General features: G+C 60.1%; 21 protein-coding genes. 3 read left to right on the forward strand and 18 right to left on the reverse strand.

Features of this window, described 5'->3' with window-relative positions; translation table 11 throughout:
* Positions 1 to 603, reverse strand: a complete 603-nt coding sequence (locus tag BLT85_RS11405; RefSeq protein ID WP_093397677.1) for an NUDIX hydrolase — start codon at positions 601 to 603, stop codon at positions 1 to 3.
* 187 nt (positions 604 to 790) lie between these two features.
* On the opposite strand from BLT85_RS11405, the gene BLT85_RS11410 reads away from it, so the two are divergent.
* The 3 genes from BLT85_RS11410 (at position 791) to BLT85_RS11420 (ending at position 2933) form a co-directional block, all read left to right on the forward strand.
* Positions 791 to 1348, forward strand: a complete 558-nt coding sequence (locus tag BLT85_RS11410) for an NUDIX hydrolase (protein ID WP_093394774.1) — start codon at positions 791 to 793, stop codon at positions 1346 to 1348.
* Between the two features lie 47 nt (positions 1349 to 1395).
* Positions 1396 to 1830: a L,D-transpeptidase family protein gene (locus BLT85_RS11415; RefSeq protein ID WP_231701599.1), complete on the forward strand. Its 435-nt coding sequence runs from the start codon at positions 1396 to 1398 to the stop codon at positions 1828 to 1830.
* Between the two features lie 101 nt (positions 1831 to 1931).
* On the forward strand, positions 1932 to 2933 hold the full coding sequence (locus BLT85_RS11420; protein WP_093394780.1) for a cytochrome-c peroxidase: 1002 nt from the start codon (positions 1932 to 1934) through the stop codon (positions 2931 to 2933).
* A gap of 30 nt (positions 2934 to 2963) precedes the next feature.
* Here the strand turns inward: BLT85_RS11420 and BLT85_RS11425 are convergent, their stop codons facing one another.
* The 17 genes from BLT85_RS11425 to purL form a co-directional block, all read right to left on the reverse strand.
* Positions 2964 to 3284, reverse strand: a complete 321-nt coding sequence (locus BLT85_RS11425; protein ID WP_093394783.1) for a Nif3-like dinuclear metal center hexameric protein — start codon at positions 3282 to 3284, stop codon at positions 2964 to 2966.
* A 151-nt stretch (positions 3285 to 3435) separates the two neighbouring features.
* Positions 3436 to 3567: an entericidin A/B family lipoprotein gene (locus tag BLT85_RS11430; RefSeq protein ID WP_093394786.1), complete on the reverse strand. Its 132-nt coding sequence runs from the start codon at positions 3565 to 3567 to the stop codon at positions 3436 to 3438.
* 110 nt (positions 3568 to 3677) lie between these two features.
* Entirely contained in the window at positions 3678 to 4127 is a 450-nt protein-coding gene (locus tag BLT85_RS11435; protein WP_093394789.1) for a GFA family protein, read from the reverse strand.
* A 120-nt stretch (positions 4128 to 4247) separates the two neighbouring features.
* Complete coding sequence (locus BLT85_RS11440) at positions 4248 to 4868, reverse strand: pyridoxamine 5'-phosphate oxidase family protein (protein ID WP_093394792.1); 621 nt, start codon at positions 4866 to 4868, stop codon at positions 4248 to 4250.
* A gap of 36 nt (positions 4869 to 4904) precedes the next feature.
* Positions 4905 to 5114 (reverse strand): cysteine-rich CWC family protein, encoded by a 210-nt coding sequence (locus BLT85_RS17015; RefSeq protein ID WP_093394795.1) that lies wholly within the window; start codon positions 5112 to 5114, stop codon positions 4905 to 4907.
* Between the two features lie 28 nt (positions 5115 to 5142).
* Entirely contained in the window at positions 5143 to 5661 is a 519-nt protein-coding gene (locus tag BLT85_RS11450; RefSeq protein WP_231701471.1) for a GNAT family N-acetyltransferase, read from the reverse strand.
* Positions 5662 to 5950: 289 nt separating this feature from the next.
* Entirely contained in the window at positions 5951 to 6271 is a 321-nt protein-coding gene (locus BLT85_RS11455) for a heavy metal-binding domain-containing protein (protein ID WP_093394798.1), read from the reverse strand.
* On the reverse strand, positions 6268 to 7167 hold the full coding sequence (locus tag BLT85_RS11460) for a DNA ligase (protein ID WP_093394802.1): 900 nt from the start codon (positions 7165 to 7167) through the stop codon (positions 6268 to 6270). The genes BLT85_RS11455 and BLT85_RS11460 overlap by 4 nt, the downstream gene beginning before the upstream one ends.
* Positions 7168 to 7232: 65 nt before the next feature.
* Positions 7233 to 8063, reverse strand: coding sequence for a pseudouridine synthase (locus tag BLT85_RS11465; RefSeq protein WP_093394804.1), 831 nt, complete (start codon positions 8061 to 8063; stop codon positions 7233 to 7235).
* Complete coding sequence (locus BLT85_RS11470; protein ID WP_093394807.1) at positions 8060 to 8674, reverse strand: FMN-binding negative transcriptional regulator; 615 nt, start codon at positions 8672 to 8674, stop codon at positions 8060 to 8062. Before BLT85_RS11470 ends, BLT85_RS11465 begins: the two co-directional genes overlap by 4 nt.
* A gap of 31 nt (positions 8675 to 8705) precedes the next feature.
* Positions 8706 to 8933: a hypothetical protein gene (locus tag BLT85_RS16685; RefSeq protein WP_197673846.1), complete on the reverse strand. Its 228-nt coding sequence runs from the start codon at positions 8931 to 8933 to the stop codon at positions 8706 to 8708.
* Between the two features lie 350 nt (positions 8934 to 9283).
* Positions 9284 to 9706 carry a nucleoside/nucleotide kinase family protein gene (locus tag BLT85_RS11475; protein ID WP_093394809.1) on the reverse strand — a complete coding sequence of 141 codons (423 nt, stop codon included), beginning with the start codon at positions 9704 to 9706 and terminating at the stop codon, positions 9284 to 9286.
* A 114-nt stretch (positions 9707 to 9820) separates the two neighbouring features.
* Entirely contained in the window at positions 9821 to 10321 is a 501-nt protein-coding gene (locus BLT85_RS11480; RefSeq protein ID WP_093394812.1) for a thioesterase family protein, read from the reverse strand.
* Positions 10322 to 10456: 135 nt separating this feature from the next.
* Positions 10457 to 10963, reverse strand: coding sequence for a hypothetical protein (locus tag BLT85_RS11485; RefSeq protein ID WP_093394815.1), 507 nt, complete (start codon positions 10961 to 10963; stop codon positions 10457 to 10459).
* Positions 10964 to 11071: 108 nt separating this feature from the next.
* Positions 11072 to 11545 (reverse strand): DUF3291 domain-containing protein, encoded by a 474-nt coding sequence (locus BLT85_RS11490; RefSeq protein ID WP_093394818.1) that lies wholly within the window; start codon positions 11543 to 11545, stop codon positions 11072 to 11074.
* 219 nt (positions 11546 to 11764) lie between these two features.
* Positions 11765 to 12391, reverse strand: a complete 627-nt coding sequence (locus BLT85_RS11495; RefSeq protein WP_093394820.1) for a GNAT family N-acetyltransferase — start codon at positions 12389 to 12391, stop codon at positions 11765 to 11767.
* Positions 12392 to 12777: 386 nt separating this feature from the next.
* Positions 12778 to 16674, reverse strand: a complete 3897-nt coding sequence (gene purL / locus BLT85_RS11500) for a phosphoribosylformylglycinamidine synthase (protein WP_093394822.1) — start codon at positions 16672 to 16674, stop codon at positions 12778 to 12780.
* Between the last annotated feature and the right edge of the window lie 59 nt (positions 16675 to 16733).

Raw genomic sequence — 16733 nt, forward strand, 5'->3', positions numbered from 1 at the left:
TCACTCCTGTTCGTGATCGGATTCGTAGGGGGTGTGCAGCGGGATGCGCGCGTCGAACGCGACGTTCATCAGCTCGGTCAGCATCAACGCGGTCAGGCCCCATATCTTGAAGCCTTCGAAGCGATAACTGGGCACGTACCAGCTACGACCCTGATAGTCGATCCGGTGAGTCATCTCCCGCGGATCGCCGAGGAAATAGCGCACCGGCACCCGAAACACTTCTTCGATTTCGCTGGGATTGGGCTTCAGATCGAACACATCCGGCACGATGCCCACGTAAGGCGTCACCTTGATGCCGAAGCGCGACACCAGGCTGTCCATCGGACCGACCACATCGACCGCGTCGGGCGGCAGGCCGATCTCTTCATGCGTCTCGCGCAGGGCGGTATAACGCAGGTCGACATCCCCCGGATCACGCCGACCACCTGGGAAGGACACCTCGCCGGAATGCGTCGAAAGCCGCCGCGAGCGCAGCGTGAGGATGATTTCCGGTTCATCATGCACACAGGTTACCGGAATCAGAACACCGGCTTCCGGCAGGCCTGCCGCCTCGATCTCGCGCGGCTTGTGTTCCAGTACCCGCGTGCGCATCTGGTCCAGCATGCAGCACACCTCGAAGTTTTTCCCAATCATGGCATGATCATCGGTGGTCGGCCACAACCGCCACCACGATGAATGACCATCCATAGGCGCCAGCTTATTGCGATTGGCCACCCTTGCCGAGCCGGCAAATGCGCCGCAAGATAAAGCAAAAGTGAACCCGCCAGCCAACGCAGGGATCCGATTCAGCATGAAATACTGCAGCCATTGCGGCGAAACAGTCTCCGAACTGATTCCGCCGGGGGACAACCGCCTGCGCTACGTGTGCGGCCACTGCGAAACCATCCACTATCAGAACCCGCGCATCGTCGCCGGCTGCCTGGCCGTGCACGAGCAGCAGGTGCTGTTGTGCCGTCGCGCCATCGAGCCTCGGCACGGCTTCTGGACGCTGCCCGCAGGCTTCATGGAAAACGGCGAGACCACCGAGCAGGCAGCACTGCGGGAAACCTGGGAAGAAGCCCGCGCTCGGGTCCAGGCACAGCAGCTATACATGCTGTTCAATCTTCCGCATATCAATCAGGTGTACATGTTCTTCCGCGCCGAACTGAGCGACCTGGAGTTTGCCGCCGGCGAGGAAAGCCTCGAGGTCAGGCTGTTTCACGAGCACGAGATTCCCTGGAACGAGCTGGCGTTTCCTACCATCGGCAAGACACTCAAGCAGTACTTCATCGATCGCCAGGTCAGCGACTTTCCAGTCCGCATGACTGATATCACCTACCCGGCCCGGGCGCCCCGACAGGCCGTATGATTCGACTCCTGATACTACTGCTGGGCTTCGCCGTGGCAGCTCCCGCCATGGCCGGCCCGTTCATCGACAAGCTGCTCATCCACAAGGCTGAACGACGGCTGGACGTGATCAGCCACGGCGAGGTCATCCGCACCTACCGTGTCTCGCTGGGCAAACAGCCTGTTGGACACAAGCAGCGTGCCGGCGACCAGCGCACGCCCGAAGGCATCTACTTCATCGACTGGCGTCACGAAAGCGAGCAGTACAACCTCAGCCTGCACCTGGATTATCCGAACCTCAAGGATAGCGCTGCGGCATGGCGGCGCGGCGACGATCCCGGCAGCATGATCATGATCCATGGCACGCCGATCGACGAGGAATATCCGGAATGGTTCTTCGAGGGTCTCGATTGGACCAACGGCTGCATCGCTCTCAACAACGTGAACATGCGCGAGCTATGGGAACTGGTACCTGACGGCACCCTCGTCGACATCCGTCCTTGACCTAGGTCAACATCGCGCCTTGTCAACTGCCTCAGACTGGCTCCATCACATCTTCCGGCTGGCGACCCATGCAACGTCATCCGTGAACAAGGAGCCGAACCATGAAATTGAAACTGCTGTGCCTGGCACTGGCTGCAAGCCTCTCCGTCCCGTGCCTGGCTGATCGTATCGCCGACGAGCCGATCAAACCCATCGAGCCAGCCAAGATCACCGAACCGCAGAAGGTCGAACTGGGCAAGAAGCTGTTCTTCGATCCGCGACTGTCCCGTTCGGGTTTCATTTCCTGCAACTCCTGCCACAACCTGAGCACCGGCGGCAGTGACAACCTGCCGACGTCCATCGGCCATAATTGGCAGGAAGGGCCCATCAACTCGCCGACGGTATTGAACTCGAGCATGAGCGTCGCGCAGTTCTGGGACGGCCGGGCGAAGACGCTCGAAGAGCAGGCCGCGGGCCCGATCTCCAATCCCAAGGAAATGGCTCTCACCCATGCCGTAGCGCTAGACGTGCTGCGCTCCATTCCGCAGTACCGCAGCGATTTTGCGGACATCTACGGCACTCAGGAGATCACGCTGGATCAAGTGACCAACGCGATCGCCGCCTTCGAAGAAACCCTGGTCACGCCTGACTCGCGCTTCGACCGGTGGCTCAAGGGCGATGACAACGCGCTGACCGACCAGGAGCTGGCCGGCTACGAGACTTTCAAGGAAGTGGGCTGCACCGCCTGCCACAATGGCGCGGCCGTTGGCGGCACCTCATTTCAGAAAATGGGCATCGTCAAACCCTATATCACCGACAACCCGGCCGAAGGCCGTGTAGCGGTCACCGGTGACGATGCGGACCGGTTTTCCTTCAAGGTGCCGACACTACGCAACGTCGAACTGACCTACCCCTACTTCCACGACGGAGCACATTGGCAGCTGGACAAAGCGGTGGACCTGATGGCGCGGCTGCAGCTGGGCCGCGAACTGCCGAAGAGCGATATCGACAACATGACCGCGTTCCTCAAGACCTTGACCGGGGAGCAGCCCCAGTTCGCCATTCCGCGACTGCCGCCGTCGACCGAGAACACGCCGAAACCCGTCCCCTTCGCCAAGGACTAACGAAAAAGGGCGTGCCCAGGCACGCCCTTTTTACATCATCAGTTCCTGGGTCAACGCCCAGACATCGAAAGCAGGTTCTTCGTAAGGGTGCGCCTTGCGCAAGGCCGCTACCACATCTCGTACCACATCGCCGTGGCATAGGGTCTCGACGCGGTATTCCTGTACGTATTCCAGCTCACCGACCTCGCCTATATGCGGATCGGCTCCTTTCAACGGCCGGAACTGCCCCTGGCCCAGCGCTTGCCAACAGCATGAATCGTAATCGCCCATCTTGCCGGCCCCTGCGTCGAAGACTGCACGCTTGACGGGCTCTAGGTGCGATTCAGGCACGAAAAAACAGAGTTTGTACATGTGAGTGCTCCATCTAGCCGGTCAGGAAAGTCTAGCGGGACTCAACGAGTCATGCAGAGGAAACGGAAGGGGAGAACCAGCGGAGTGGACATAAAACGACGAAAGCCGCCCGGTGGTAATCCATCCGGACGGCTTCTCGATCAAGGCTCGATCAGTTGGACTGGCGCTGGATAGCTTCCCCGCCTCGCTCAATATCTTCACCTGCACCTTGCATCGTGTTGCAACCAGCAACACCGAACATGAACAGCATGCTGAGCAGCATAGATTTCATCGCAAGCTTCATAAATCAACTCCAGTTGAGGGACTCGTTGCTTATGAGTGCAGCGAAGCGCGGACAGTTCCTTGAGCGGCCAGCAAATGATCTCGTGGCTCGCAGAATCTGCCCTGACAGCCTCAATCGGATGCCGAATCGTCGACCGTCTCGCGCACCGCCGCCTCCGAGACCGGCCACGCCTCGAACTGCGGCAGGCCGTCACTCAGCGCATACCAAAGAGCTTTGGAGCCGACGAAGATGTTCGCCAGAGGGCGCCGACCCGGATCGCCCTCTAGGCCACCCAAGGCGATACCGACAACATCAGGGTTGTCCGCGTAGAAGCTGGCCAGGTTCGAGCCGCAGATCGAGCAGAAGGTTTTGGTCACGTTGTCGGATGAATTGAATCGAGACAGCAGGTGTTCGCCAGCAAGCCAGGTGAACTGTGAGCGTTTGATCGACGCGCGTGTTCTGAACGCAGCGCCATGCCAGCGTCTGCATTTGGAGCAGTGGCAGTTGAAGACAGGCCCGAGGTCACCCTCGATCTGGTAGACGATGGTTTCACACAGGCATCGCCCGGTAATCGATTTCATTGCTGACTCTCCTTGAATGACGACGAAATTAGCGAAGCGACTCGGCCCCCTTCGCGCCCGGGTGCGCTCCTACACAACCCGTTCTGCGCCCAACTTGGCCGCGACGGGTCTGATTTCAGATCAGTACAACGTGTCCTTCAAGTGCGCAGCCACCTGTTCGTCATAGGCTTGCGCATCCACTTTCCCCTGCGTATGCGCGGCCAGCATGGTTCCGATGCTCGGCACCGCCGGCGTCTGGGCGCGGGTTTCCCACAGCCCGCCGCGCACCAGCGCGCGAGCGCAGTGGATGAACGCCTCATCGACCCGCACGACCAGCACGGTGACCGGCAGCTTACCGGCTACTTCAAAGCGCGCGAGCAACGCCGGATCCCGGCTGATTTGCGCTCGACCGTTCACACGCAATGTTTCGTTGCGCCCGGGAATAAGAAACAGCAGACCAACCGAAGGGTTGTCGAGAATATTGCGCAAGCTATCCAGCCGGTTGTTGCCGCGCCGATCGGCTATCAGCAGCGTATGCTCATCGACTGCCAGCACCGAGCCTGACGAGTCGCCACGGGGAGAACAATCCGCTCCCGACTTGCCGCAGGTGGACAGTGCGAAAAAAGGGGAGGCCGCGATGAATGCACGGCAATGCACATCCAGATGATCAATCTGCTTGAGCTTCGCCCGCTCGCTGGGCGAAGCGTAGAGCCCGGTGAGCTGTTCAGTCGTGGTGACCAGCGTTGCCGTATCAATATCCATCTTGGCTTCTCCTGTGGAATTATTATTCTGCTCGCGCTACTCCGCCTCGCCTGAAGCACATCGCTGGCAGAGACAAGCCGTGTCCCGGGCGGCGTCCGGGATCCGCTGCAACACCTCCGCGTCCACAACCATCTGCTTGCACCAACAGTCGCCATCAAAGGACCCTGTGCGCGCCGGCTGGCAGGCGTTGTCGGAGCCACATAGCGGGCAGGACTGGATGGGCGAAGGACGATCAGTTTGTGTCATGTCAATTCCGGATTAGGCCAGGCAAGGGTCAAACGGCCACGAGATGCTTTCGCATATAAATGCGTGACAACCCCTGCTCGGTGCGTCTGTCGTATTCGCGATAACCGATTCGCGCATAGAGGTAGCGGTTTTCAACCATCAGCTCGTTGGTGTACAGGAAAATGCTGTCGTGACCTGCCGCTAATGCACATTGTTCAGCATGATCCAGCAGCATCTTGCCTATGCCCTGCCGCTGGTAGGTGGGGTGCACTGCCACGTTGTCCAAAAGGAAGCCTTCATCGGTCTCCCGAAGCACCAGCACACCGGCCACCGTGCTTGCTGCCATGGCGACAAATACCATCCGCTCGTGAATCAACCTGGCGTAATCATCCAGCATCGGAGCAGGCGGTTGGCCAATGCGCGCAACGAAATGTTGGTACGCCATTTGAACGCACTGAACCATGCCGTCTACGTCGACCACTTCAGCCGGACGCAGCAAGACAGCTGCCGGGACGAACCCGTTGTTTCGAACGTTCACTGCCCCGTCTTCACCTGTAGATATGTGCATGCATCGTTGCGCCGCATTCGATAGTGAGGCGCCGGCTATCGATGTCCGGTCTGACAGACAGCGGCAAAACGCTGGACGGCCTGTGTCGACGTAGCGATAACGGACGCCTCCAGCGAAACATCGACATGGTTCACGTCCCGCATGATGGTTACCGGAACCCTCTTGGCAACATCGCGGAACATATCACCGAAACGGTCCGCATAGAACATCGCGTCTTCGCCTTCGACGATCCTATCGCACAGACTAGGTGTCGCATGTATTCCTCCCTGAACTCATAGTGGGCAGCGACTTACTCGACGACCACCGCCGTCCCGCTGGCCGACACCATCAACATGCCGTTACGCTCACCGAGCACCTCGTAGTCGATATCTACGCCGACCACCGCATTGGCGCCCGCTTCAGCAGCTTTTTCTTCCAACTCTTTCAACGCGATGTCCCGTGCTCGGGTCAGCTCCCGCTCATAGGTGGCGGAGCGACCACCCACCATGTCGCGGATGCCCGCGAACAGATCCTTGAACAGATTGGCGCCGAGGATGGCTTCGCCGGCAACGATACCGCAGTACCGGGTAATTTTCCGGCCTTCGATGCTATGCGTGGTCGATACGATCATGGTGTGCTCCCTGGTGTGGTGGATATGATGTTTGCGACAGATTGCGGCATGTCCGGCGCCTCCTCACGGATACGCATGAACCGGGCAAATCGCGGCAGACCGGTCGAGGTCAACCCGTTGAAGCGGTAGGTGACCCAACTGCCAATGGGCGGTGGATTGTCACGCTCGGCATCGCTCAAACCGCTGCCCAAACGAAAGCGCCGACCGTCGTCTCGCTCGACGATAAGGGCACCGACTTTGCCGGTGTATTTACCGCTGCCTTCGGTATAGCCCACAACCCAGGCTTCGGCATCTTCATATTGTTTGTACTTGAGCAGGTCCTGGCTGCGGCCCGAGCGATACACAGCATGCTGATGGTGAAGCATCAAGCCTTCGCCGCCGGCCGCGACCACTCTATGCAGGGCTTGATCCAGCTGGTCCGCACCGGTCACCTTGTATTGCTCGACGGGCTGCAACCAGGCAGTCGCACGGCCGGCTATCTTGCGCATGGCTTCGACGCGCGCATCGAACGACCCGCCATGCGCCGGCAGATCGAACACCATGAACCGCACGTCGCGCCAGGCTTTGTCGTTGGGAGCGGTGCTGCGCACGATGCCGCTCACCTCGTCGAAGCGACCCCGGGCGATCCAGAGCTCGCCATCCATGGGCGTGGCGGGCCAACCGTCAGTGAACCAGTCTGGCGCTGCGATCCGATATCCTCCGCGGGTCCATAGCGAATCGCCGTCCCAGTGCCCACGCACACCGTCGAGCTTCTCGCTGACCCAGTATTCGGTGAGCTGCACCTCGCCGCGGTAGACACTCGCGAGCATGGGCTGGTGCGGCGAGCCTTGCTCTGCCTGCGCGAGCTGAACGAGGAAGGTAAAGCTGAGGATGAGGAACGAACAGAGATAACGCATGCGACGTCCTTGTCGGCTGACGATGAAAAGTAATGAACGTTACGTGGCGCAGCGAACCCACCCGCTTACGGGCCGGCCGAATCCTGGCCGGCTCCCCCCGGCAAAGGCGGTAAATTTTCACCGAACACGGACAGCACCCGTGTGAAACTCGCGTCCGGCTCGGCGCGCAGCGTCATCGGCTCGCCAGTGACCGGATGGGCAAAGCTCATGCCGGTAGCGGCGAGCATCAGTCGGCTGTAGCCGAATCGCTCGGCGAAGTAATGGTTGTGCCGCGTCCGGCCGTAGTTGGTATCGCCAATGATGGGATGGGCAATATGCTGCATGTGCCGGCGTAGCTGATGCTTGCGGCCGGTCTCCGGGTACAGTTCGACCAGACTGTAGCGGCTCGAAGGATAACCTTCGAGCCGGACCGGGATCTCGGTGGTCGCCAGGCGTCGAAAGCGGGAACGCGCCTCGCGCATGGGTTGCGGATCGTCCTTGCAGCGGCGGTCGATCGCATGCTCACGTAACGGGTGATCGATCAGCCCGGCCTCCGCGCTCCACCCACGAACCAGTGCAAGATAGGTCTTCTGCACTTCGCCTGCCATAAAAGCCTTGCCTAGGACACTGGCAGTATCCGGATCACGCGCGAACAGCAGCAAACCGGAGGTGGGCCTGTCCAGACGATGGACCGGATAGACATGCTCGCCGCCGTTCAAGGCACGAGCATACTGCAGCGCGAATTCGGTCTCATGCCGGTCGATCGGGCTGCGGTGCAGCAACAGGCCGGCGGGTTTGTGCACGGCCAGCAGATAGGGGTCGCGAAAGAGTTCGACCAGCGGGTTCGGATCGACTGCAGTAGAAGCATGCTGTGTCGCGCCCACGCTCCGGTCAAATAAACCGGCCTGTGTGTTCATTCGATCAGATCGGCCATGGCGTGCTCGCCATCATCCGCCAGCCCCGCCTTCACCCCGGCGCGGTTGGCCTCCGGTTGGTTCTGGCTGGCTTTGAGTTTACCGGTCAGCTTGTCGATCCTGATTTCCACGCCAACGATCCCGCGGATCAGCTTGTTCGTGTAGTCCCGTGGCGCGTCGTCGACCGACCAGGGGCTGGCTCGCCCGGACTCGTGCTGGCCGCTCAGAGCACGCAGGTGATGCCCCAGCCAGCCGGCGTCCTCTACTAGTCGCACCGGGCCTTCAACGTGGACGGCGAGATAATTCCAGGTAGGCACAACCCGGCCATGCTCGGCTTTGGAGGGATACCACGAGGGCGACACATAAGCATGTGGCCCCTTAAACACCACCAGCACCTTCGCCCCCTGTTCGAGCCTCTGCCACACCGGATTGCCGCGCGCTAAATGACACTGCAGCACCCCCATGCAGCCGTCTGATTCGCTCAGATAAAACGGCACATGGTTGGCTTCGATGCCCTGCTCATCTGCAACGATCAGCAAGCCGAAACCGTGCTGGCGGATGTATTGCAGCAGCGTTTCGGTGTTGTCCTGCTTGAAATGGCTGGGCACGTACATGGTCTGAACCTCTGGTTGCCAACACGGCGGATCATACCTGCCCGCCTGTTGATGGAACAGTTAGCGAACGTCGCGCTTGAAAAGCAGCACAACCAGATAGACAAGAGCGAACGGCGGGATGGCCGAGAGCAGCACACGCAGCAAATCCGGCGATGACGGGTGTCTGCGTTTTGCGGCGGCCAAGAAAATAGCTTAACGCGCCGACTATCAACGCAAGTCCCGACAGAATGTCGCCGAGTAATGTGAGGCTTATATTCATTCAGGTGCCTCCTTGGCAAGATGCTCGATCCTGACGGTCGGCCTGCTTTTCGATACTGATCCACTTCCTTTGAGTCGACGCGCTAGCGTCTTACTGTTGCGAAGAACATACATGGCCACCGGAGGCTTGTGGGCCACGGAGCAGAGACGGAGCGTCGACGTCCCGATTATCGATCACGAACGTCGCCTGCTCCATCGGGGAGCACCGTAGCCGGTAAAGTGCTTGCCCTGCTACATAGCGTTTTCCCAGCGGTGAATCCGGATCTCGCGGTATGCCGTCTCGTTTCGCCAGCCTTTCGATAGAGGTGATCGGATCGACGTCCAGATAGAGCGAAACGTCCCAGTAGGCTCTCAATTCTGGGCGGTGAGTGAAGATACCATCGAACAAGAGCACATCCCGGGCCGGGCTAGTCGCGGCTCAACCGAGACACGCCGATCCGTGACGTGGTCGAACGCAGCGGACACATACTTGCCCGCGCCACCCGGGGAAAGCGGATCGAGCAGCAGGCGCTTCAAGGCCGGATAGTCATAGGAATCGGAATAGAAACCTTCTGCCGAGTACCGGCCGCGCCGATACCTAACGGCGCGTGGCTGATGAAACCCGTCTACCGACGCGCGCATCACGCCTACGCCCCATGCATCCAAGCGATGAGCCAATGAAGCGGCAAACCGGGTCTTGCCCGCACCGTCCGCGCCGTCGATGGCAACGCGAGTGACGAATTCGCCTCGCGCTTGCAGAACGTAGCGCGCGATGTCGTCCAGCAGGTCGGTCATGTGCTTGCGTCCATGCTCTGTCATCCGCCGCAGCCAACTGGAACACCAGCCTTGAGCGAAGACGTCTTAGAAGGAGGGGGGGCCTTGATCCGGCCGTGAATTGGGGCAAGGTTATCAGCTCAGATGCTCAAGCGTTCGGTCCCACGCTTCGACGCAAGCAGGCTTCTGGCGTGCGCACTCTCCAAATACGCTACCCGGCGGAACGGTACGACCGTCCTTCTTGAACTTCATCTTCACCAGAATTTGACCGTGCCGTTGGTCTTCAAGGAAGAGCACATGCGAGAAATAGGCACACCGATCGTCCGCGAAGAGAATGGCGGTCTCGATACGGACCCGCTTGAACATTGCGACAGGCTTGAGAAAAACGACTAGCTGGGAGGTGTTGACGAACTTGTGTCCTTTGCGCAGAAGGGTGCCGAGCAAACCCGTCCTAACCAGGAAATCGAGTTGAGCCGACTCGGCTATTTGCAGGTATTTGTCGCTTTTCAAAACCCTCGTACCACAGTCGAAAGGAGTGACCCAAAAGTGTTTATGCACGGTCGCCCACGGGCCGGCTCGATGACGCATGGCAAGCGCGGATATCAGCGTTAGGAGGTTCCGGATGATGCCTGACATGCTTTTCCATGAGCCCATCTTCGCGGGCGGGATTCGTTGGAGTTGTATTCGGAGCGAATCGTCAGTTTTCTGATGCGTCCGGCAGATCAGCGCGCCCGAAGAGGATGCGCGAACTCAGGTGACGCTTCGGGGGCCTTAGCTTCGCGCTCCCAATAAACGAACGCGGTAAATGAAGCCGAGAACACCTTTGTATCCAAGCACCAGCCATAACGCGAAAACAAGTTCGGCAAACGAGGCGATGATCGACCCTATCTGCGAAGCAGAAACCGATTCGCCGTAGCCTTGATTTGAGATGATCAGCCAATACAGAGACCATTGCACGACATCAGAGAGCGCCGACGCAAACAGCCATAGTCCGAGCAGCGTGCAACCAATCTCTAGTATGGGCGTCGTGTCGGTAGAAACCTTAGTTCCGCCTCCGTCCGTCACGGGTAGCAACTTGCGTGCAATGCTGAGCGGGAAACGCCAGAGGACAACAGCGATGGCAAGGGTGAACGCAGCCCCGAATAGCGTAGCCAGCAGCAGACTCTTATGATCGTATCCAGTCGCTGAGGCAATCAACGTCCCAGACCTGACCGCCAGCACGAACAGAAAAACCGAGAACAACCGTGAAGCGATAGCAACGATATCTTCCTTTGACATGTCAACCTCCTCCAATCGTAACGCGAAGCTAAGCGGCGTACTGAGCAGGGCAACCTGCGTACGGAACACGTGTTGAACGAATAGTTACGTTGCCGGACATTCACCAGCCTACGTCTCGCCTGATCGTTGGAAGCTCTCGCTGGGAGCCGGGAATGCTTTCCTGAATGTGAAAGCTTCCTTTGTAGGTCCCGATGTTCTCAACGTATTCAGCTTGGCGGCTGCCTCTTCGATCGACGGAATATGGCCAGCGGGAACCCACCAAAGCACCATGTGCGACTCTGCCATTTTATGAAACCACTCTTTCTTGCGGCGCATGATCTCAACGTGGGCAGACCGGTAAACATAATGATGCAGAGCTTCGATCGAGTCCCACAGCGACACATTAACGATATGGTCGGAACCGAAATAGTCGATGCCAGTGGCGTCCCCATCCTCGGTTTGTAACCGCCAGATGAACCCAGGGGACTGGTCTGCCAACGAGTTGATGCGGTTCAGATTCTCAACAAAATCGAAAAGCTGCAGCGAATCGATTGGAGCCATCAGGCTGGCAATGTTGAGCTGAGCAATATGGTATTGGAGCATCTCTCCCTCCCTGCAAAACGCTTAACGTTGGACACTGAAGGCGGCCTGCGGTAAGGGACGACGTCCCTAAACAGCGTGTTTACTCGGCGACGCGCGATAAACCGATTGGTAGTGGGAGACTACCGGAAACGGATCGTAGAAATGGTGGCGCAGCTTCTCTCAGTCTTAGTACTCGACAGATTCGATAATCAATGTCCCGCGCCGTGCGGTGTGCGCCAGTCAACTGCTAGCCGGAAGCACGTCCGCCTGGGACGAAACGGACCGACTCAACAGATATTCAAGGTGTGCGCGCACCTCTGGCCATTCTCCCTTGTGCAGGCTGTACATCACCGTGTCCCGGATCGTTCCGTCGCGGCGCAACCCGTTGCCGCGAATAACCCCGTCCTTCTTCGCGCCGAGCCGCTCGATGGCCCGCTGGCTGGCGAAGTTGAAAACGTCGGTCCGCCAGCCGACGACGTTACAGCCCAGCGTGTCGAAAGCGTGCGTTAACATCAGTAGCTTGCACGTGGTGTTGATATGCGTCCGCTGCGCTCGCTTGGCGTACCAGGTGTAGCCGATCTCCACGCGCTTCGGGTCAGGCAGTATGTCGTGATAACTGGTGGAGCCAAGCACTAGGCCGCTGGCCTCTTCAACCACAGCGAAAGCAAACCGGTGACCCTCCGCCCGGCTTTTGAGCGCAGCTTCAATGTAACCGCGCGTCTGGTCGGGCTCTGGAATTGAGGTGACCCGCACATCCCATAGCGCGCCGTCCGCAGCTGCGGCGTGCAGACCGGCTTCGTGGTCAAGTACAAGCGGGACGAGCTTTACGCCTCGTGCGGCCAGGGTGATGGGTTCGATGAAGGCCATGATCTATATGCTCTCGTTAATCGATTGAAACGCGCAGCACGCCTAATAGGGACGCTCAATCACTTACCTTCTCGGCCGCCCTGCCACCCGTAATCGCGTGACTTCCACATTTCGTGATTTCAATACCAGGGGGGCTGCCGCGGCGCGATCAGGCGTGAGCGCTTTCGCAGGCATGCTACCGCCCTACCCTTCGCGAACAGGCATGGCGGTATGAAACGATTAGAGGGAAAAGAGACAGCTGTCCTTGCCGCCGGGCGGGTTGGTTCAGGCATCCTCTGCCGAGTCCGAGCATATTACAGCCGATTAGCCCATTCCAATCGGGACGCGGCGCACAAAAACAAAAACCCCGACACGGGGCCGGGGTTTTTGTTTGCGTTGGTGGCGTACTAGCCGACCCACACTCGCGCATTGCGGAACATGCGCATCCAGCCGCCGTCTTCGCTCCAGTCTTCGGGAATCCAAGAGTTCTGTACGGCGCGGAAGTTGCGTTCCGGATGCGGCATGATGATGGTGACGCGGCCGTCGCGGGTGGTCAGGCCGGTGATGCCGCGCGGCGAGCCGTTGGGGTTGGCCGGGTAACGTTCGGTCATGCGGCCGCGGTTGTCGATAAAGCGTACCGCAACGCTGTTGCTCGCTTCGCAAGCGTCGACGGCTGAGGTATCAGCAAACTCCGCATGGCCTTCGCCGTGGGCGATGGCGATCGGCATGCGTGAGCCGACCATGCCGGCGAAGAAGATCGACGGCGATGGCTGGATTTCCACCATCGCCACACGGCCTTCGAATTGCTCGGAGCGGTTGCGCACGAAACGCGGCCAGTGATCACTGCCGGGGATCAGTTCACGCAGGTTCGATAGCATTTGGCAGCCGTTACATACGCCCAAGGCGAAGGTTTCCGGACGCTGGAAAAATGCAGTAAAGGCCTCGCGCGCCTGCTCGTTGAACAAGATCGACTTGGCCCAGCCTTCACCGGCACCCAGTACGTCACCGTAGGAGAAACCACCGCAGGCGACCAGCCCGCGGAAGTCGGCCAGATCCACACGGCCCTCAAGTATGTCGCTCATGTGGACGTCGATCGCGTTGAAGCCGGCGCGGGTAAAGCCTGCGGCCATTTCCAGCTGACCGTTGACGCCCTGCTCGCGCAGGATCGCCACGTGTGGACGAATACCGGTGTTGATGTATGGCGCGGCAACGTCTTCATTCGGCTCGAAGCTGAGCTGCGCATGCATGCCCGGGTTGCCGTCGTCCGCGATGGACTCGAACTCCTGGTCCGCCCCTTCCGGGTTGTCGCGCAGGCGCTGGATGCGCCAGCTGGTCTCGGCCCAGGCCTGCTGCCAGTTGGCGCGCGTACCGCTGAGCACGGTCTGATCATTGAAGCTGAAGGTCAGCGTTTGTTCAGTGGTCGGCTGGCCGATGACCGCACTGCAGTCACCCAGGCCGGCCGCAGCCAGTTGGCTGAGAACAGCTTCGGTGTCGCCCTGGCGAACCTGAATCACGGCGCCGAGTTCTTCGTTGAACAGCACGCCGGTAAGTTCCGTGTTGGCGTCGGCCAGCACATCCAGGCGGATGTTCAAGCCGCACCGACCAGCGAAGGCCATTTCGGCCAGAGTAGTCAGCAGACCACCATCCGAACGGTCGTGGTAGGCAAGCAGTTGGCCGTCCTGGTTCAAACCCTGGATCACAGCGAAGAACGCCTTGAGGTCTTCGGCATCATCCAGATCCGGACCCTGGGAGCCGATGCGGTTGTAGACTTGCGCCAGTGCGGAGCCGCCCAGACGATTCTGCCCGCGGCCCAGGTCGATCAGGATCAGATCGGTCTCGCCCTGATTGCTGCGCAGTTCAGGCGTGAGGGTGAAGCGAATGTCCTGCACGGGCGCGAAGCCGGTGACGATCAGCGACAGCGGCGAGGTGACGCTCTTGTCCTGACCCTCTTCGCTCCAGCGGGTCTTCATGGACATCGAGTCCTTGCCGACCGGCACGGTGATGCCGAGTTCGGGGCATAGCTCCATGCCGACCGCTTTGACCGTTTCGTACAGACGCACATCTTCACCGGGGTGGCCAGCGGCGGCCATCCAGTTGGCGGAGAGCTTGATGTCGGACAGCTTCTCGATGCGCGCGGCAGCCAGGTTGGTCACGGTTTCGGCAACGGCCATGCGGCCCGAAGCAGGGGCATCGAGCAGCGCCAGCGGTGTGCGCTCGCCCATGGCCATGGCTTCGCCGGTGTATACGTCATAACTGGTGGCGGTGACTGCGCAATCGGCAACCGGCACCTGCCAGGGGCCGACCATCTGATCGCGCGCGACCAGACCGGTGATGGTGCGGTCGCCAATGGTGATTAGAAAGCCCTTGCTGGCCACCGAAGGCAGGCGCAGCACGCGGCCAACGGCCTCTTCAAGATCGATCTGAGTGGCGTCAAAGTCGTCACTCGGCGATGCTTCACGCTCAGCGCTGCGGTGCATGCGCGGCGGCTTGCCGAGCAGGACGGAGAGCGGCATGTCGACCGGCTGATTGTCGAAGTGCTGATCGTTGAGCACCAGCAGCTGCTCTTCGGTCGCCTCACCCACCACGGCATAGGGGCAACGCTCGCGTTCGCACAGCGCCGCAAAGCGCTCGAAGTCGGCGTTGTCCACGGCCATCACGTAGCGTTCCTGCGACTCGTTGGACCAGATTTCCAGCGGGCTCATGCCTGGCTCGTCGTTCGGGACGTTGCGCAGTTCGAAGCGCCCGCCACGGCCGCCGTCGTTGACCAGCTCGGGGAAGGCGTTCGACAGACCACCGGCACCCACGTCATGGATGAAGCGAATCGGGTTCTTGTCGCCCTGCGCCCAGCAGCGGTCGATGACCTCCTGGCAGCGGCGTTCCATTTCCGGGTTCTCGCGCTGCACGGAGGCAAAATCCAGATCCTCGGCGCTGGCACCGGTGGCCATCGACGAGGCTGCGCCGCCGCCCAGACCGATCAGCATGGCCGGGCCGCCCAACACGACGAGCTTGGCGCCGACTGGAATCTCGGCCTTCTCAACGTGACCGGCGCGGATATTGCCCAGGCCGCCGGCGATCATGATCGGCTTGTGGTAACCGCGAATCTCCGGACCGCGCGGTGACTGCACGGTCTGTTCGAAGGTCCGGAAATAGCCGGTCAGGTTCGGCCGGCCGAACTCGTTGTTGAACGCGGCGCCGCCCAGCGGGCCGTCGATCATGATCTGCAACGGGGTGACGATGCGGTCCGGCTTGCCGTTGTCTTCTTCCCAGGGCTGTTCGAAGCCAGGGATACGCAGGTTGGAGACGGTGAAACCGCTCAGGCCGGCCTTGGGCTTGCCGCCGCGGCCAGTAGCGCCTTCGTCACGAATCTCGCCACCGGAGCCGGTCGCGGCACCCGGAAACGGGGCGATGGCGGTCGGGTGGTTGTGCGTCTCGACCTTCATCAGGATATGAACCGGTTCCTCATGGAAGCGGTACTCGTTGCTGCCTGGCTGCGGGAAGAAACGGCCAGCCACGAAACCTTCAATGACGGCGGCATTGTCCTTGTAGGCAGACAACACACCTTCGCGGTGCAGTTCGTAGGTGTTCTTGATCATGCCGAACAGGCTTTTTTCCTGCGCCTGGCCGTCTATGTCCCAGCTGGCGTTGAAGATCTTGTGCCGGCAATGCTCGGAGTTGGCCTGGGCGAACATCATCAGCTCGACGTCGCTGGGGTTACGCCCGAGGTCGGTAAAGCTCTGGACCAGATAGTCGATCTCGTCTTCAGCGAGCGCCAGACCGAGCGTCTGGTTGGCCTCTTCCAATGCCGCACGGCCGCCGGCGAGAATATCGACGCGGTTGAACGGCTTGGGCTGGGTGTGGGCAAACAATCCTTCGGCCGCATCGAACTGCTCTAGCACCATCTCGGTCATACGATCATGCAGCAGAGCGGCAATCCGTTGACGTGCGTTGGCGTCCAGATCACCCTTGACGTAGTAAGCGAGGCCGCGCTCGATTCGAGCGACCGACTGCAATCCGCAGTTATGCGCGATATCAGTAGCCTTGCTCGACCAGGGCGAGATGGTGCCGAAGCGCGGGACGACCAGAAACAGCTTCCCTTCCGGTTCCTCCACCGCGACGGACGGGCCATAGCGCAGCAGCCGCGCGAACACTTCGTGACCCCGATCATCCAGTTCGGCGGAAAGCTCTGCAAAATGCATGAAATCGGCATACAGTCCGGAAACGGCCGGCACTTCGGACTGGATACGCGACAGCAGCTTATTGCGGCGGAAATCGGAAAGGGCTGGGGCTCCACGCAGGATATGCATGTCGGTAACGGCCTCGGAGAAACAGGGATGGAAAATGAAGGCGCATAGGATAACCCAAG

This window comes from Halopseudomonas xinjiangensis, assembly GCF_900104945.1.
Lineage (GTDB): Bacteria > Pseudomonadota > Gammaproteobacteria > Pseudomonadales > Pseudomonadaceae > Halopseudomonas > Halopseudomonas xinjiangensis.

Bases quoted from the DNA above. Each gene is read 5' to 3' on its own strand.
- BLT85_RS11450 (WP_231701471.1), bottom strand. From the start codon at position 5,661: ATGCACATATCTACAGGTGAAGACGGGGCAGTGAACGTTCGAAACAAC.
- BLT85_RS11455 (WP_093394798.1), bottom strand. From the start codon at position 6,271: ATGATCGTATCGACCACGCATAGCATCGAAGGCCGGAAAATTACCCGG.
- BLT85_RS11490 (WP_093394818.1), bottom strand. From the start codon at position 11,545: ATGCTCCAATACCATATTGCTCAGCTCAACATTGCCAGCCTGATGGCT.
- BLT85_RS11485 (WP_093394815.1), bottom strand. From the start codon at position 10,963: ATGTCAAAGGAAGATATCGTTGCTATCGCTTCACGGTTGTTCTCGGTT.
- BLT85_RS11495 (WP_093394820.1), bottom strand. From the start codon at position 12,391: ATGGCCTTCATCGAACCCATCACCCTGGCCGCACGAGGCGTAAAGCTC.
- BLT85_RS11410 (WP_093394774.1), top strand. From the start codon at position 791: ATGAAATACTGCAGCCATTGCGGCGAAACAGTCTCCGAACTGATTCCG.
- purL (WP_093394822.1), bottom strand. From the start codon at position 16,674: ATGCATATCCTGCGTGGAGCCCCAGCCCTTTCCGATTTCCGCCGCAAT.
- BLT85_RS11480 (WP_093394812.1), bottom strand. From the start codon at position 10,321: ATGTCAGGCATCATCCGGAACCTCCTAACGCTGATATCCGCGCTTGCC.
- BLT85_RS11465 (WP_093394804.1), bottom strand. From the start codon at position 8,063: ATGAACACACAGGCCGGTTTATTTGACCGGAGCGTGGGCGCGACACAG.
- BLT85_RS11425 (WP_093394783.1), bottom strand. From the start codon at position 3,284: ATGTACAAACTCTGTTTTTTCGTGCCTGAATCGCACCTAGAGCCCGTC.
- BLT85_RS16685 (WP_197673846.1), bottom strand. From the start codon at position 8,933: ATGAATATAAGCCTCACATTACTCGGCGACATTCTGTCGGGACTTGCG.
- BLT85_RS11430 (WP_093394786.1), bottom strand. From the start codon at position 3,567: ATGAAGCTTGCGATGAAATCTATGCTGCTCAGCATGCTGTTCATGTTC.
- BLT85_RS11440 (WP_093394792.1), bottom strand. From the start codon at position 4,868: ATGGATATTGATACGGCAACGCTGGTCACCACGACTGAACAGCTCACC.
- BLT85_RS11420 (WP_093394780.1), top strand. From the start codon at position 1,932: ATGAAATTGAAACTGCTGTGCCTGGCACTGGCTGCAAGCCTCTCCGTC.
- BLT85_RS11415 (WP_231701599.1), top strand. From the start codon at position 1,396: ATGGCCGGCCCGTTCATCGACAAGCTGCTCATCCACAAGGCTGAACGA.
- BLT85_RS11460 (WP_093394802.1), bottom strand. From the start codon at position 7,167: ATGCGTTATCTCTGTTCGTTCCTCATCCTCAGCTTTACCTTCCTCGTT.
- BLT85_RS11470 (WP_093394807.1), bottom strand. From the start codon at position 8,674: ATGTACGTGCCCAGCCATTTCAAGCAGGACAACACCGAAACGCTGCTG.
- BLT85_RS17015 (WP_093394795.1), bottom strand. From the start codon at position 5,114: ATGACACAAACTGATCGTCCTTCGCCCATCCAGTCCTGCCCGCTATGT.
- BLT85_RS11475 (WP_093394809.1), bottom strand. From the start codon at position 9,706: ATGACCGACCTGCTGGACGACATCGCGCGCTACGTTCTGCAAGCGCGA.
- BLT85_RS11405 (WP_093397677.1), bottom strand. From the start codon at position 603: ATGCTGGACCAGATGCGCACGCGGGTACTGGAACACAAGCCGCGCGAG.
- BLT85_RS11435 (WP_093394789.1), bottom strand. From the start codon at position 4,127: ATGAAATCGATTACCGGGCGATGCCTGTGTGAAACCATCGTCTACCAG.